At 72.0% G+C, this 13,413-nt stretch carries 14 protein-coding genes and 1 pseudogene; 6 read left to right on the top strand and 9 right to left on the bottom strand.

Annotated features, from left to right (window positions below; all coding sequences use genetic code 11):
- The 5 genes from ACFPZN_RS22390 to ACFPZN_RS22370 all read right to left on the bottom strand — a co-directional run bounded on the left by ACFPZN_RS22390 (position 1) and on the right by ACFPZN_RS22370 (position 3,444).
- Positions 1-1,182 (bottom strand): MFS transporter, encoded by a 1,182-nt coding sequence (locus tag ACFPZN_RS22390; protein WP_378284035.1) that lies wholly within the window; start codon positions 1,180-1,182, stop codon positions 1-3.
- Positions 1,183-1,260: 78 nt separating this feature from the next.
- Positions 1,261-1,548: a DUF6510 family protein gene (locus ACFPZN_RS22385; protein WP_378284034.1), complete on the bottom strand. Its 288-nt coding sequence runs from the start codon at positions 1,546-1,548 to the stop codon at positions 1,261-1,263.
- Positions 1,545-2,312 (bottom strand): ferredoxin reductase, encoded by a 768-nt coding sequence (locus tag ACFPZN_RS22380; protein ID WP_378284032.1) that lies wholly within the window; start codon positions 2,310-2,312, stop codon positions 1,545-1,547. Before ACFPZN_RS22380 ends, ACFPZN_RS22385 begins: the two co-directional genes overlap by 4 nt.
- Positions 2,303-2,935 carry a sulfite oxidase-like oxidoreductase gene (locus tag ACFPZN_RS22375; RefSeq protein ID WP_464043952.1) on the bottom strand — a complete coding sequence of 211 codons (633 nt, stop codon included), beginning with the start codon at positions 2,933-2,935 and terminating at the stop codon, positions 2,303-2,305. Before ACFPZN_RS22375 ends, ACFPZN_RS22380 begins: the two co-directional genes overlap by 10 nt.
- A complete protein-coding gene (locus ACFPZN_RS22370; protein WP_378284031.1) occupies positions 2,932-3,444 on the bottom strand; it encodes a hypothetical protein in 513 nt (170 codons plus the stop codon). Before ACFPZN_RS22370 ends, ACFPZN_RS22375 begins: the two co-directional genes overlap by 4 nt.
- Positions 3,445-3,573: 129 nt before the next feature.
- Here ACFPZN_RS22370 and ACFPZN_RS22365 point away from each other — a divergent pair, with 129 nt between their 5' ends.
- The 4 genes and pseudogenes from ACFPZN_RS22365 (at position 3,574) to ACFPZN_RS22350 (ending at position 7,886) form a co-directional block, all read left to right on the top strand.
- Positions 3,574-5,910 (top strand): hypothetical protein, encoded by a 2,337-nt coding sequence (locus ACFPZN_RS22365; RefSeq protein ID WP_378284029.1) that lies wholly within the window; start codon positions 3,574-3,576, stop codon positions 5,908-5,910.
- Between the two features lie 49 nt (positions 5,911-5,959).
- A pseudogene (locus tag ACFPZN_RS22360) lies at positions 5,960-6,034 on the top strand (hypothetical protein); the annotation flags it as partial.
- A gap of 25 nt (positions 6,035-6,059) precedes the next feature.
- Positions 6,060-6,467, top strand: a complete 408-nt coding sequence (locus tag ACFPZN_RS22355) for a DUF4132 domain-containing protein (RefSeq protein ID WP_378284093.1) — start codon at positions 6,060-6,062, stop codon at positions 6,465-6,467.
- Positions 6,468-6,506: 39 nt separating this feature from the next.
- Positions 6,507-7,886 carry an LVIVD repeat-containing protein gene (locus tag ACFPZN_RS22350; protein ID WP_378284028.1) on the top strand — a complete coding sequence of 460 codons (1,380 nt, stop codon included), beginning with the start codon at positions 6,507-6,509 and terminating at the stop codon, positions 7,884-7,886.
- Between the two features lie 467 nt (positions 7,887-8,353).
- Here the strand turns inward: ACFPZN_RS22350 and ACFPZN_RS22345 are convergent, their stop codons facing one another.
- Positions 8,354-9,514 carry an SEL1-like repeat protein gene (locus ACFPZN_RS22345; protein WP_378284027.1) on the bottom strand — a complete coding sequence of 387 codons (1,161 nt, stop codon included), beginning with the start codon at positions 9,512-9,514 and terminating at the stop codon, positions 8,354-8,356.
- A 406-nt stretch (positions 9,515-9,920) separates the two neighbouring features.
- Here ACFPZN_RS22345 and ACFPZN_RS22340 point away from each other — a divergent pair, with 406 nt between their 5' ends.
- Positions 9,921-10,106, top strand: a complete 186-nt coding sequence (locus ACFPZN_RS22340; RefSeq protein ID WP_378284026.1) for a hypothetical protein — start codon at positions 9,921-9,923, stop codon at positions 10,104-10,106.
- Positions 10,107-10,824: 718 nt separating this feature from the next.
- Here ACFPZN_RS22340 and ACFPZN_RS22335 read toward each other — a convergent pair.
- Positions 10,825-11,184 carry a hypothetical protein gene (locus tag ACFPZN_RS22335; protein ID WP_378284025.1) on the bottom strand — a complete coding sequence of 120 codons (360 nt, stop codon included), beginning with the start codon at positions 11,182-11,184 and terminating at the stop codon, positions 10,825-10,827.
- Between the two features lie 719 nt (positions 11,185-11,903).
- Between ACFPZN_RS22335 and ACFPZN_RS22330 the strand changes: the two genes are divergently transcribed.
- Positions 11,904-12,410 carry a flavin reductase family protein gene (locus tag ACFPZN_RS22330; RefSeq protein WP_378284024.1) on the top strand — a complete coding sequence of 169 codons (507 nt, stop codon included), beginning with the start codon at positions 11,904-11,906 and terminating at the stop codon, positions 12,408-12,410.
- Between the two features lie 14 nt (positions 12,411-12,424).
- On the opposite strand, the gene ACFPZN_RS22325 is transcribed toward ACFPZN_RS22330, so the two are convergent.
- The gene (locus ACFPZN_RS22325) at positions 12,425-12,820 is read right to left on the bottom strand and encodes a rhodanese-like domain-containing protein (RefSeq protein WP_464043951.1); all 396 of its coding nucleotides are present in this window, start codon (positions 12,818-12,820) and stop codon (positions 12,425-12,427) included.
- A complete protein-coding gene (locus ACFPZN_RS22320; protein ID WP_378284023.1) occupies positions 12,817-13,293 on the bottom strand; it encodes a cysteine dioxygenase in 477 nt (158 codons plus the stop codon). The genes ACFPZN_RS22325 and ACFPZN_RS22320 overlap by 4 nt, the downstream gene beginning before the upstream one ends.
- Between the last annotated feature and the right edge of the window lie 120 nt (positions 13,294-13,413).

Below are 13,413 nucleotides of genomic sequence, written 5' to 3'. Positions count from 1 at the left end.
TTATGGGCCTCGGGTGCCGAAGGCTGAGATGAGGGCGAAAGCGCCTACTCCTAGGAGGGCTGCGGTGGTGGTAGTAGGCCCTAGGTCATAGAGGCGGCCCAGCAGGAGGTCGCCTGCGGACGAGAACATGCCCGCGCAGAACGCCAGGACGCCGTAGTACGAGCCGAAGCGTTCGGTCGGGGCGTGGCGGGCGGCGCGTTGGAAGATGGAGGGCTGGATCAGGCCGTTGGCGACGCCGTTGAGGACGGCGGCGACCATCAGCGGGCCGGTCTGGGTGCCGTCCAGCGGGGCCAGGACGAAGAACGCGCCCGCAGCGCACAGCAGGCCCAGGCGTAGCACCCAGGGGCGTTCGCCTCTGCGGTTGGACGCGACGAACGGTTGGGCGGACGCGGCCACGGCGGCCAGCACGCACAGGCAGACGGTCGCGGCGGCGGAGCCGAAGCCCAGGAGCGGCACGGCCGTCATGATGTGGTTGGCGAGCAGCGTCGTGGGCGCGGTCATCAGCGCGAAGAGCACGAACCTGCGGTCGCGGAAGACCGCGCGTATGCCTGTGAAGATGTCCTTGAAGCGTGGGGTTGTTGCTTTGGCGGCCCGGCGCGGCAGCGAAAGGTACAGGACGCCTGCCAGGGCCCACAGGGTTGCGGCCATCACGGCCACAGGGGTGAAGCCGTGGCCCAGGGCGAGGAGGCCCAGTCCTACGGGAGGGCCCGCGATCGTTCCTATGTGCTGGGTGGCGACATAGGCGCCGAAGCCGCCTGAGCGGCGATCTGGGTGGACGCTCGCCAGCAGGCTCTGGGCGGACGGGTTGGACAGCGCGCCGCCCGCGGCGATGGCTACGGCCGCGCATAGGAGTGCGGTTATGTCGTCGGCGGTGCCGAGGAGGGCGAAGCCGACGGCGCGGATGGCGCAGGCGATCATTCCGGTGCGGCGGGCGCCGATCGCGTCCGTGAGCGCGCCGACCGGGAGCAGCAGCGCGAACTGGACCCCCACCCGGATCCCGAGGATCAGCCCGATCGTCCCGGCCAGCAGGCCCACGTCGTGCCGCAGGTGCGCGACCAGGTGGGACATCACCGCGAAGTAGCCCAGGCAGCCGGCGAGCTGGCACGCGACCACCGTCACGATCACCCTGCGGTCGGACGGGGCCGCGGCGGGCGGGGCGGGAGCGGGGGCGGTGATGGTCACCGGCAGAGGACACCAGAAGGATGCCCGGTCGGTCCAATATGGATATGGGTCGGGCTGCCATAGGCGAATCGATATCGGTCAGGTGTGCGGGATGGTCAGGGAGCTGCCGTGCGGCAGGTCGAGCCGGAAGCGGTCCGGGGTGACGACCAGCCGCAGCGTCACCTCGCCGCAGACCGGGCAGCGCATCACCTGGCCGGGCGCCTGAGTGTACAGCGGGGCGCGGACGAGCAGGTCGGAGTGCCCGCAGGTGCCGCACTGCCCGGACGCCAGCGTCATCTCAGGGACGAACAGCAGGCTGAGCGGGCCGGCGAGGGCGTTGCCGTCCAGGTGCCGGTCGTCGGGGTGCCAGCCGTGAACCATGGTCATCCTCCACTGGGGCCGAATCGTTCGGTACGGATCCGCGCCGGGTCGTGCCCCATGCCGGTGAGCAGGGCGCTCATCGCCTCCACGAATCCGGTGGGGCCGCAGACGTAGCAGCGCGGGGCCCGGTCGGGCGGCACGCCGTACTCGGCGACCTCGGCCGGGGTCAGCCGTCCGGGCGGGCGCGCGGAGCCGGGCGGGGCCCGCCGGGTGTAGGCCAGCAGCAGCCCGTCGTCGAGCGCGGACAGTTCGGCCGCGTAGCACAGCAGGTCGCGGGAGCGGAGCGAGTAGAGCAGCCGCAGGGACCCGGGGCCGCCGCCGTCCCGCCAGGCCCGCACCATCGCCATGATCGGGACGATGCCCGCGCCGCCCGCCACCAGCAGCGACGGCGGTTCGGCGGCGGGCCGCCACACGAACCAGCCGCCGACCGGGCCGAGGATCTCGATCGCGGCGCCGACCGGGAGATCGTCCACCAGGTACGGGGACACCTCGCCGTCCGCCACCCGCTGCACCGTCAACTCGACGCGTTCACCGTCGGCGGGCGCGGCGATGGAGTAGCTGCGGCTGGCCTGGTACCCGTCGTCGGCGGTGAGCCGGACGTCGACGTGCTGGCCGGGCAGATGGCCTGACCAGCCGGGAACGCGCAGGACCAGCGTCCGGGTCACGTCGTTCTCCCGCCGGTCGGCGACGAGCAGCGCGGGCCGCCATTCCGGGCGCGGGCGCGGCGGCGGCCGGGTCGCCGCGGGAGCGCCGTCCGCCGTCAGTCCCACGAGTAACGCTGCTCACGCCAGGGGTCGCCGTAGTTGTGGTAGCCGGCCGTCTCCCAGAAGCCCGGCTCGTCGTGGACGAGCAGCCGGAGCCCCTGGATCCACTTGGCGGACTTCCAGAAGTACAGGTGCGGGACCAGCAGCCGCGCGGGGCCGCCGTGCTCTGGCGCGAGCGGGTACCCGTCGAAGGTGTGCGCGATCCACGCCTTCCCGCCGGTGATGTCCTCGAGCGGGACGTTGGTGGTGTAGCCGCCGTAGCAGTACGCCACCGCGTACTCGGCGGCGCCGGTGTCGAGGCCGTCCAGCAGCGTGTCCACCGAGACGCCCCGCCAGGTGGTGTGGAGCTTGGACCAGCGGGTCACGCAGTGGATGTCGACGGTGGGTTCCTCCTGGGGCAGGCCCATGAACTCCTGCCACGTCCACGTCCGCCGCTCGCCGGGCCCGGCCTCCAGGGTGAGGCTCCAGGAGTCCCGCTCGATCGGCGGGGTGGGCCCGGCCGACAGCACGGGGAAGTCCCGCGTGAGGTACTGGCCCGGCGGCAGGCGGACGCCGGTCTCGTCCTCCTGGCGGCGCCGGTGGAATCCGGGTGAGAACGCCCCCATGTCAAGCCCTGCCCTCGCGGTCACTCATCGTTCTCCTCCCGCTCCCGGGCCTCCTGCGCGGCCATCTCCCGCAGCACGGCGCGCACCGCCTCCGGCAGCGTCTCGTCCAGCGCTTCGTCCAGGACGGCGCCGCGGTCGGCGTCCTCGCTGGTGATGGACATCGCGACCTCCTCCGGGCCGCCGTCGGACTCCTCGTCCAGTTCCCGGGCGAGCAGTTCGCCGTCACCGCCGTCCTCGGCGGCCAGGCGTCCGGCGCGCGGCTCGGGCTCGTCGTCGGGCCCGTACCAGTGCGGGTCCGCCTCGTCCTCGGGCGGTTCCTCCTCGGCCAGCAGCTCGTCGAGCGTCTCGCCCTGCTCCAGCTCGTCGGCGGTCGTGCCGTAGCGGACGGCCGCCGACCAGTGCTCGGGAACGGTGATCCCGCGGTCGAGCGGGTCGGCGGTGGGATCCTCGCCCTCCAGCGTCTGGGCCGGGTCGAGCACCCCGTCGTCTTCGACCGGGTCGCACGGCGGCCTGCGGTCACCGCGCCGCTTCATGGCGGCCTCCCACGCACACCACTCCATAGTCATCAAACGACGATCGACCTGGGCAACCCCGGAATGTGCCCCCACCCCTCAAAGATCGGTCAAGCCCGCGTGTCGGAGGGACTCGGTAGCGTCCCGCCCATGCCGGAGATCGACGAGGACGCCTTCGTCATGCCGGACGCCTGGCGCGCCCATCTGCATCCGTGCCGCGGGGGCGCCCCCGGGCCGCCGGTCGAGCCCGACCCCGGGGCGGCCGAGGCCGTACGGGGGTTCACCGAGGAGGCGCGCGACGCGCTCCACCACCTGCTGGACGCCGAGCAGAGCCACCGCGATCTGGTCGAGTCCGCCCGCGCCCATCTGGACGGCGCGCCCGACCCCCGGGGCGCGGGCGTGATCGCGGCGGTGGTCGCGGCCGAGTCGGGCATGATCGACGACATCTTCGCGTCCGTCGACCGCCTGGGCGCGACCTGGAAGTTCGCGGACGCCTGGATCGCCGAGCACGGGCTCGGGTTCGCGGCCGCCGCCACGGCCGAGCTCGGCCGGGTCATCGTCGACGGCTACACCTACCGGGGACGACAGCCGTGGCGGCATCTCCGCGCCTACCGTCCCGGCGAGGAGGAGCCGCCCGTGGACAAGGTGCGGCACTGCCTTCACCTGGTCGCGAAGAGGGTGCGCGCCTCCCTCGCCGCCGCCGGCGAACGCGACTACCGGGAGGCGGTCGAGGCCCTCGCCCACTGCCGCCGTGACGGCGCGCAACGCCTCATCGCCTCGTACCTGGCGCCGACCCGCCTCGACTGGTCGGACGAACTCTGCGCGTCCCTGCCCGGAGAGCCGAGCCACGGCGAGCTGATGCTCCTGCTGCCCGCGATCGGCTCGCTGGAGCAGCTCGAACTGCTCGAACGGCTCGACCACGTCGATCTCTCGCCGCGCACCTGGACACCCGACCCGCTCTACACGGTCGTCGAAGCCGTCGGTTCCGCGATGGCGCCGAGGATCGCCGCGGCCTATGACGACGGCGACCACTTCATCGCCCAGCAGGCACAGGTGCTCGCCGCCCTGCCCACCGACGAGGCGTTCGGGCTCCTGCTCGCACGCCTGGACAAGCCCCAGATGCACGCCGCCGTGCAGGAGGCGGCGCGACGCTTCCCCGCCCGCGCCCTCCGCCTGCTGGGCGACGCCGCCGTCCAGCGGACCGCTTCGTACGCCACGCGCCTTCTCCGCCGCCACGTGCGAGCCCACCCGGCCCTCACCGCGGCGCTCCTGCCCGGCCTGCCCGCCGACGTGCGCCGCGCCGTCGAAACGGCAGGCGAGGGGTGGGCCGAGGAGGCACCGCCCGAGGCGCTGCCGCTCCTACTGGCCGACCCGCCGTGGACGCGCGAGGGCGTCCACGTCAAGTTCATGATCGTCCGGGGCCTGAAGGCGCCGAACGAGCCGGAGACGGCGTGGGAGCCCGGCGAATGGGAGGAATGGTCGTCGTCCCAGAACGTAATGAAGCGCGTCATCGCCAACGACGGAACGGACGCACTGCCCGCCGCGCTGGAGCTGGCCCTGTCGGAGCCTGCGACCGCCACCGAACTGCTGCTGCCGCTGTGCGACGCCCGAGTCGCCGCACTCATGGCCGAGTCGCTCGACCGCCGCCCATGGCTGCATCCAGTCGTGGAGGGCTGGTTCCAGCGGCACGCGTTCGCGGCAGCGCGCGCGCTCATCCCGGCGGCTCTGGGCAAGGCCGGCCGACAGCGACGCGAGGCGGAGGCCGCGCTGCGCTTCCTCGCCTCCAACGGGCACCGCGACGACGTCACCGACGCGGCCCGCGCCCACAGGTCCAAGGCCGCCGCCGCGCTCGAAGCCCTTCTCGCCACCAACGTCCTGAACGTCCTCCCCGAGACCATGCCCGAGATCGACCCCTTCGTCGATCCGCACCTGCTCCCCCAGGTGTTCCTGCGCGACGGACGCGGGGCGCTCCCCGGTGAGGCCGCCGGTCACATCATCACCATGCTCGCCCTGTCCAAGCCCGACCACGCCTACCCGGGCATCGACGTGGTGAAGGAGACCTGCGACCCCGCGTCCCTGGCCGCGTTCGCGTGGGGCCTGTTCGAGCAGTACGGGTTCGCCGGGCGCAGCGGCGGGCCGGGCGACGACGCGTGGGTCCTGAACGCGCTCGGGCTGCTCGGCGACAACGACACCGTGCGCCGCCTCGCCCCGCTCATCCGGACCTGGCCCGGCGCCGGTGGCCACCACCTGGCGGTCGCGGGCCTGGACGCACTCGTCGCCATCGGCACCGACATCGCCCTGACGCATCTGAACGGCATCGCGCGGAACGTCCGGTACAAGGGCCTGAAGGCCAAGGCCCAGCAGCGTATCGCCGCCCTCGCCGCCGACCGAGGGCTCTCCCCCGAACGGCTCGTCCGCGACCTCGGGCTCGACGGCACGGGCCCGCGCCGCTTCACCGTGGGGTTGGACGAGCGGCTCAAGCCGTAACTCATCGGGCGGCGGGCCGCGCTGCCCCGCCGCCCACAAGCACTTCGCCGCATTGAAGAAGGACGTGCGGACGGTGGCGGCCGACCAGATCCTCCGGCTCGAACAGGCCATGGTCACCCAGCGGCGGTGGACGGGGGGAGTTCCAGACCCTGATCGTCCGGCACCCCCTCCTGTGGCACATCGCCCGCCGGCTCGTATGGACCACCGAGGACGCCCGGACGTTCCGCATCGCCGAAGACCACACGCTCGGCGCCTGGCGCCAGGTCTTCGCCGACTACGAGATCGCGCAGCCGTTCCCGCAGCTCGACCGCCCGACCTCCACGCTCACCGAAGACGAGAGCGCGGGCACCGAACTGAAGCGGTTCCACGGCATCACCGTCCCGGTCGGGCGGGTGCTCGGCATGGAACGCCGGGGCACCGCCGAGGACAACGGCTTCCAGACATGGATCAGCCGGGAGATCGCCGGCGGCCGGGCCGTCGTCGCCGACCTCGACCCCGTCACCGCGTCGGAGATCCTCACCGACCTGACCCCTCTGACCTTTCGGACGCCTTTATGACCCGGCTCCTTAGATGATCAAGATTCCGAGGAGGCGATCATGGCATCGAAGGAGTTCGGGCGGCGGCAGGCGCTGCGCGCGTCGCTGACGGGAGCCGCCGCGCTCGGCGCGGCACAGGCCGGGCTCACACCCGCCGAGGCCGCCGAAGGACGCACGCCCCGGCCACCGCGCGGCGCGTACGCCCACAACATGGAGGCGGTCGGGTACAGCGACCTCGACCACCGGCCCGCGTTCAAGATGGCGATCCGCCAGGTCCGCGGCCGCTGGTACCTCTACACCGGGCACTTCTGGGACAGCGGCTGGAGCGTCGTCGACGTCACCGACCCGCGCCGCCCCGAGGTGGTCGCGTTCGTCCCCGGGCCCGCCGACACGTGGACGCTGCAGGTCGACCTGTCGGGGAACACGATGGTCACCGCGCTGGAGAGCGTCTTCCCCAACTTCGGCGGCGACCCGTCCGCCGACTTCGAGGACGGCGTCTACATCTGGGACATCGAGGACCCCGTACGGCCGCGCCGACTCAGCCACTTCCGGACCGGCGGCACCGGCACCCACCGCAACCTCTATCCGGGCGGCCGGTACGTCCACCTCGCCGCGGGCGTCCCCGGCTTCACCGGGAACATCTACATGATCCTGGACATCTCCGACCGGACACGTCCACGCGAGGCGGGCCGCTGGTGGGTCCCCGGCCAACGCGACGGCGAGGCCAAGGAACCCACGACCCGGCAACCGCACTCGCACGGCTTCTGCTGCGGCAACGCGGGCGACGTGTCGCTGCACGGCCCCGCCTACCCGGCCGGCGACCACGTCTACCTGCCGTACGGCGGCGCGGGCATGGTCGTGCTGGACATCTCGGACGTGTCGCGGCCCAAGCGCGTGGGCGGGCTCAGCTTCAGCCCCCCGTTCCACTCCCGGTTCGGCGTGCACGGCGTGCTGCCCGTCCCGGAGCGCGGCATCGCCTTCGCGAACTCCGAGGACGTGTCGTACGGCGCGGGCCCTGCCCCGCACGCCTCGATCATCGACATCTCCGACCCCGCCGAGCCATGGCTGCTGTCCACGCTGCCGTCGCCCGTCCCCCCGGAGAACGCCCCGTACGACGACTTCGCCACTCGCGGCGGCTGGAGCGGCCCGCACAACATCAACCACCACCAGCACCACCCGGACGTGCAACGGCAGGGGAACCTCTTCTACATCGCCCACTTCAACGCGGGACTGCGCGTGTACGACGTGTCGAACGTCCGGCTGCCCCGCGAGGTCGGCTACTTCATCCCACCCGAACCCACCCGCCGCTACGGCCCGATGCCCGAGGGCGACCTGGTCCTGCAAACCGAAGACGTGGTCGTGGACCGCCGCGGCTACATCTACATCTCCGACAAGAACCAGGGCCTATGGATCACCCGCTACACCGGCCCCCGCCCCTAACCCACCCGCCAACTCACGGACGCCACGTCCGACCACGGGCCGCCTGTGCGCCCCCGCCCGCACGGCGGCCCACCGGCCTGCGGGCCCTTCATCGGACCAGACGTCCGACCGCCCCCACGCGCCGGATCACCGAGCCCGGGCCCGACCACCAGCCGCTCGTCCGGATCCGGCGAGTCCAACGATCGGCCCAGCGCCGGGCCAGCAACCCCCGCGTGTGCGACCACCCGTCCGCGCGGCGGCCACCGGTCGACGGGCCCGACCACCAGCCGCACGTCCGATTACCCACGCACCGGAGATCCGGCGCCGCGTCCACCGCTGCCCAGCGCTGGGTCGCCAGCCCGCACATCCGGCCCCGGGCCGCGCGGCCGACCATCGCGACGCCTGTGTGATCTCCAGGTCGCGGATCCGGCCGCTGCCCACACGTCCAACCGCCCACCCACGGGCCGGACCAGCGGGCCGCGGGGTGATTAGTTGTCCGCTTCGGGTTTGGCGCGGGTCTGTGCGGCTTTTACGAGCTGGCTGGCCCTGCTGAAGAGGTGGAGCGCGGTGAGGTCGTCGCCGCGGGCCCGGAACATGAGGGCCAGGTGGTACGTGGCGCCGGGATGCCCGGTACGGGAGGCGCTGCGGTAGTAGGTCTCCGCACCGGTCGGGCGGCCGTCGTCCCGGCGCCACGCGTCGCCGTACCCGGGCAGGGTGAGTTCGTAGGCGAGCTGCGCCGCCAGTCGGGTGCGCCAGACCGGGTCGGCGTGCACGAAGACCTCGGCCACGACGTCACCCGCCGCCGCGGCCGACTCCAGCCAGGCGATGCCCTCGGCGGTCCGCCGCTCGCACAGCAGGAGCAGCCCGAGCCTGCACGCGGCGTCCATGTCCCCCGCCTCGGCGGCGTTGAGGAGGTCGAGGCCGTGGACGCCGAACAGCGCCCGGTAGCGCCGTCCGGTCATGGACTCCAGCGCGCCCCCGGCCGTCCAGTCGTCCACGAGATACGGCCCGCGTCTCGCCTCATCAACGGCCTCGGGTTTGTTCTCTTCACGGGGCGGGAGCCACTTTGCTTCGGCGGTGGGAGGCGGCTGGACGCGGCGATCGCTTCGGCTGCTGGGCGACCGCTCGGTCGGTTTTGCACGTGCAGAATCCTCGCCGGGTTCCGGGCCCGGAAGATCATGAGCCGTCTCCGGTCGGCTCTCGACATCTTCTTCTGCCGAACCGGAATCCAATTCGGCGGTGAGGCTTTCGATCAAGGCCGACATCGATGCGCCGATCAAGGCCTCGTCCAGGACCGCCAGCGGCAGGGTCGCCGCCCGGACGGCGCGGTAGCGCCGGTGCCAGCCCGGCAGGCTGCCGAGGCCCGGGTCCTCCGGCCAGGCCCCGCTGCCCCGCGCGTAGGACTGGCAGGCCAGGACGTAGGAGGCGACCCAGCTCCACGCGGGCGGGCGTTTGCGGCGGCGGGCCAGGACGTCGCTGATCGCGGTGGCCGACAGCTCCTGCAGCCCCGCCAGCTCGTTCGCGTGCCGGGCCTGCGCCTTCCGGGAGAACGACGCCAGGTCGCGCAGGCTCGGTGAACCGCACGCCTCGCGCAGCTCGATGAGGTCCTGGACGAACTCATCGAGCTCGTCGGGAGGGTTATGGATCATCGACGCACCTGACCGATCATCAGCACCGGGCGACCGCTCGCCTGCACGGAGTGAATGGTGTCAAACCGATGACCCGCACGGTATCGACACGGCCTTCCGAATCGTTCCACATCGTCGATCACGACCCGATGACCCCGGATCAGAACGCGGCAGAACGACATAGAAGTGGACTGCGGAGACCGGCTACCATCGAAACCGAATTCGTCTCGGAGTTTTCCACATTAGGGGTGATTGTTGAATTACGTCCGTTTTTATGGGGGAGCCAGGTCCGGACGTACCATCTTGTTCCACTCCGATCCGATACATGGATTCCGCGCCCACTGACCGCCACGGATGTGGCGTACTGGGACGTGGCGGGCCGGCGGCATGCTCCCGAGCCGAGGCCGAGGACACCTACAGAGGTCAGGTGGCGATGAACCTCCCGCACAGCGACGACGAGTACTTGGCCTTCCTGCTGGTGGCGACCTGGTCCTTGCACACCGGCCGGCAACTGCCGCAGGTGCCGGTCGAGGAGCTCACCGCGGAGGAACTGATGGAGTTCTGGAGCGATCCGGCCTGGGAGACCGCGCCCACCCTGGACCGCTCCCCCTGACGGCACCGGGCCGCTCGCGGAGGCGGGCGGCCCGTCCGGCAGACCGCGTCCTCATGGCGGAACCGAGCCGCGAGCGCGTCGGCGCGGGCACGCTCCTGGGACCGCCGGCCGCCTGGGCGCTGCACGACGCCGAGGAGGCTGCCATGCTGCCGCGCTGGGCGCATGCTCTCGTGCCGGAACGGCTCTGGCGGCAGTTGGAGTCGATCGGCGGCGTCCGGTTCGCGGTCGCGGCGGCGGGGATGGGCGTCCTGGTGCCCGTCGGCGGCCGCCGACGGGGGCACCGCACCGGCGGGCGCTCGCCCGCCTACCAGGCCGGTTTGCACGGCGTGGCGCATCCGGCCCAGGCCACCATCGTGCGCGGGTGCGGAGTTGAGACAGCCGTTGGCGCTGAGATGGATTTGAGGGGTTCGCCCTACTCAAAGGGCCGTGACCCTCTGCCACGGACTGCGCAGGCTTCCATTCCGCTCCGTGGCCCGGGTTTCGGCGGCAGGCCGCCGCGGGCGCTCGGGGCCGAACCGGCGCGAGAATCGCCTGCGGAGCGTTGACCTGGGGAGATTCGGTTGAGGGGACCGGACAGCTGATCTGTTCCATCTGGCCCCTGTCCTTGGGGGCGGCCTCCCTGAAGAACCTCGCCCTGAACGACCGCGGGTTCGCATTCGGTGCGAGAACCCCGCACCGGATGCGAACCCGCGACAAGTCGAGCTATCGGGGCCGGAGGTCAGGTCTGGTATTCCAGCAGCCAGCTCGCGGGGATGTCGTCTGCGGTGTCGTTGGGGCCGGCCTTCGCGCGGCCGACGCTGACCTTCTGCGACCCGGCGGGTAGCTGCTCGCCGACGCGCAGGCCGCTGCTGGTGACGGTGATGGTCTTGACGCTGGTCCAGCTGGTGCCGTTGTGGACGGCCATCCTGAGTCGCACGTCGCCGAAGTCGCTGCCGAAGCTGACGTAGCCGTCGCCCAGCCAGTTGCCCTGGTTGGCCTGGGGGATGGCCAGGACGATGGCGTACTTGTAGTGGATGAGGGCGCCGTTCTCGGTGAAGGCGAACCCGTGGGGGATCTGGCCGGTCTGGAAGACGGACATCGTGCTCCTCTCGGTCCGGTGCGGGTGCCGTCGGGGGACGGCGCGCCGGCACCGGGGGAAGGCCGTGGTGATCGGCGGCCGGCCACGGCCCCTCGGCTTCACCCAGCCGCCACAACCAGCGTAATCAAACGGATACGGAAAGCCATCAAATGGCATCTGACCTGGTCTGACATGCCAGGTATCTGTCACCTAGGGGCTGCGCGGCACACGACGCCCGCCGCCGAACCGTCGACCAAGCACCGAACGCCCCGCCGAGAACCCGGAGGGAGGTAGGACGTCACAGACCTCCAGCCGGCCAGGGGCAACACCGCAAGATCGTCCTTGACCGCCAACGGCTGTCCACAGGTCCTCAACCCTGCCGCGCACGGGTCGGTCGCGACGCCGTTGGCGGTCGTCCCGTCCATGCCGTGGGCGCGCCGCCGGCTCCACCGGGCCGGGCTGCTGCGTCCGACGCGGTCCAGAGCCTCGCCCTGGCGGGCGCCGCGCCGGCCCTGACCCACACGGCGGCCCACCACCTCACCCGCCGGCTCCGCACCGCCCCCTGACGCCGAGCCGCTGGTCGGAGGAGTGAGGACGGACACTATTTCCTAGTTAACTGGTAGGCAATATTGACTTAGATGGGATGTCGTGTTTGCATCTATGTGGGCGTGTTCGACTGCTCAGCCCCGGCCCCCATGTCGCGCCCGCCATCCCACCTGCCCGTACGGAGGGACATCACTGTGACCGAGATCCTGCCGAGCCAGGCGGTCGACCCCGCGCGTTACCGCCAGGCGCTGGCCCTGCACGCGGCCGGGGTCGTCATCATCACCGGATCGTCCGAGGGCGAGCCGGTGGGGCTGACGGCGACCTCGTTCTCCTCGGTCAGCCTGGACCCGCCGCTGGTCTCGTTCTATGTGGACCGTTCCTCGACCACCTGGGCGTCCCTCCGCAACGCCGAGCGCTTCGGCGTCAACATCCTGGGGGGCGACCAGGCGGAACTGGCGGCGCGCTTCGCCCGCAAGGGCGTCGACCGGTTCGCCGAGCCCACCGCCTGGCGCCTGGACGAGCACGGCACGCCGCTCCTGGACGACGTCTGCGCACACGTGCTGTGCCTGCCGCACACCACCCTGGAGATCGGCGACCACTTCCTCGTCGTGGGCCTGGTGACCGGCACGGAACTGGTCGCGCCCGGCCGCCCGCTCCTCTACCACCGCGGACGGTTCGGGCGGTTCCTGCCGCACGGATGAAGCGCCCGGGGCGGTCAGCCTGTGGGGAGGCCGGCGGCCTGCCAGGCCTTGAAGCCGCCCGCGAGGTCGGTCGCACGGGTCAGCCCCAGGTCGTGCAGGGAGGCCGCGGCGAGGCTGGAGGTGTAGCCCTCCGAGCAGAAGACGATGACGCGCACGTCGTAGCCGGTGGCCTCGGGGATGCGCGCCTCGGACGCGGGGTCGAAGCGCCATTCCAGCACGTTGCGCTCGATGACGAGCGCGCCGGGGATCTCTCCTTCCGCGGCCCGCTGCGCCGCGGGGCGGATGTCGACCAGCAGCGCGCCGTCGAGCGACTCGGCATGGGCCCGGCCGGGGTCCAGGCGTTCCAGCCGGGAGCGCGCGCCGGCGAGCATCTCGTCGATGGAGCGCGCCCCGGCCGGGCGTCCGGTCACCACTGCTCGGCCTTCTCCTCGACGAGCCGGACCAGCTCGCCGGAGCCGTCGAGCTCGTAGCGGTTCATCGTGCTCAGCGGCGGCGAGTACACGTGGACGCTGACCGCCGGGGCGGTGGAGGTGTTGCGCACCTCGTGAATGTACTCGGCCCCGAACGCCCGGGTCTGCCCCATGGTGACCTGGCGGCTGCCGCCGAGGTCGTGCTCCTCCAGGGCGCCCAGCGCGACCGCGAACGCGCCGCGCGAGCCGCCGTGGTCGTGCAGCCCGGTGGTCTGGCCGGGCAGCCAGCTGATCAGCCAGATCTCGGTCTCGCCGTCGTTGTGCAGCCGCTCGTACCAGCGTCCGTGCGGGCTCAGCCGGACCCGGAGCAGCCAGTCGTCGGGAGCGGCGGCCAGCGCGCTCGCGGTCGTGGCCAGGTCGGTCGCCTTCTCGGCGGGGACGGCCAGGGCGGACGCGGGTGTGCTCAGCGTCATCGGTTCGGGTTCCTTGCCTTCGTCGTTCGTGCGCCTCGTCGTGGGTCTAGGGACGGGCGCGGCGACACAGATCGCTGGCCTGCCGCCGGAAGTCGACGTGCAGGCGTGACCAGAGAGGAA

This window comes from Actinomadura rugatobispora, assembly GCF_042656285.1.
Lineage (GTDB): Bacteria > Actinomycetota > Actinomycetes > Streptosporangiales > Streptosporangiaceae > Spirillospora > Spirillospora rugatobispora.
This window is presented reverse-complemented; position numbering and strand designations above follow the sequence as displayed.